Genomic DNA, 1,192 nt, shown 5'->3' on the forward strand with positions numbered 1-1,192 from the left:
TTCGGTTGCCGTAGCCCGCTACGGCGCCCTCATCCGGACAAAATCTCCCACAAATTGTGACGCACATCTTGCAGAAAACCTTTTTCAAACACGCTCTAGTAATCAATGATATATGTAACTGTTTAAGAAGTGGTATTTTGTGAGGCAATCGGGTTTGAATATGTCAGATTGCCGAGAGATACAAGCTTAAATGATTTCAAAGAAAGTGATTTGAAATGCACTTTGATTTGTAATTGTGAAGGTACAAAATAGTTACAAATGTTTATACAATTCCCTCACTTGCATGATACAGCAGGTGAGGGAATTTTCACAAGGAGAAGATTATGAAACGAATTGGACTTGTTGTAGCATACGATGGAACCAATTACTGCGGCTGGCAGACACAGCCTAATGGAATTACAGTGCAGGGTGTACTTAATGATACCCTTTCCAATCTTCTGGGCGAAAAAATCGAGACCATCGGTGCCAGCCGTACAGATGCTGGTGTGCACGCTCTGGGAAATGTAGCCGTCTTTGACACAAACACCCGCATCCCCGGCGACAAAATATCCTATGCCCTGAACCAGCGTCTCCCTGAAGACATCCGGATTCAGATGTCCGAAGAAGTGGAACCAGACTTTCACCCCAGATATTGCGACAGCGAGAAAACCTACGAATACCGTATTCTGAACCGCAAATTTCCGGTTCCTACAGAGCGCCTGTATTCCTATTTCTATCACTATAAATTAGATGTAGACAAAATGCGCGAGGCAACCTCCTATCTGATCGGCCGCCACGACTTCGCCAGCTTCTGTGGCTCTGGCGCCCAGGTAAAGACCACCATCCGCACCGTCACCGGAATCGAAGTTTTCCGCGACGGCGACATTGTCACCATCCGTGTCTCCGGAACCGGTTTCCTCTACAACATGGTCCGCATCATTTCCGGCACCCTGATTGAGATAGGAAACGGTCAGTATCCTCCGGAACGCATGCAAAAAATCCTTGACGCCAAAGACCGCTCCGCCGCCGGTCCTACCGCTCCCGCACAGGGGTTGACGCTTATGGGGATACAGTTCTTTGATTAATATGAAAATTGGTATTTAGTGTGTTGAAAGTTGTTCAAGGCGGACGCATTTGGACAATGGTGATTGCTCACTCGCCGGCGCAACGCTCCAGCGAACTAACTGCTAACTGCGACTAAATCGTTCAGGAG

Annotated in this window: 1 protein-coding gene and 2 pseudogenes; 2 read left to right on the forward strand and 1 reads right to left on the reverse strand. The window is 47.6% G+C overall.

The genetic code is table 11. The features are described from left to right. Positions 1-76, reverse strand: a pseudogene (locus AB5642_RS20270) (DUF6783 domain-containing protein); the annotation flags it as partial. Between AB5642_RS20270 and AB5642_RS20275 the strand changes: the two are divergent. Together AB5642_RS20275 and truA are read left to right on the forward strand one after the other, a co-directional pair. Then, positions 50-109 (forward strand): annotated as a pseudogene (locus AB5642_RS20275) (DUF6783 domain-containing protein); the annotation flags it as partial. The pseudogenes AB5642_RS20270 and AB5642_RS20275 sit on opposite strands and share 27 nt — an antisense overlap. A 214-nt stretch (positions 110-323) precedes the next feature. Then, positions 324-1,064, forward strand: a complete 741-nt coding sequence (gene truA / locus AB5642_RS20280; RefSeq protein ID WP_173719373.1) for a tRNA pseudouridine(38-40) synthase TruA — start codon at positions 324-326, stop codon at positions 1,062-1,064. Positions 1,065-1,192 lie beyond the last annotated feature (128 nt).

This window comes from Ruminococcus sp. 1001136sp1_2201st1_G3_2201SCRN_220225 (assembly GCF_040924365.1).
Lineage (GTDB): Bacteria > Bacillota > Clostridia > Lachnospirales > Lachnospiraceae > Blautia_A > Blautia_A faecis.

Excerpts from the sequence above, each read along its gene's own strand:
- truA (WP_173719373.1), top strand. The coding sequence starts at position 324 with ATGAAACGAATTGGACTTGTTGTAGCATACGATGGAACCAATTACTGC.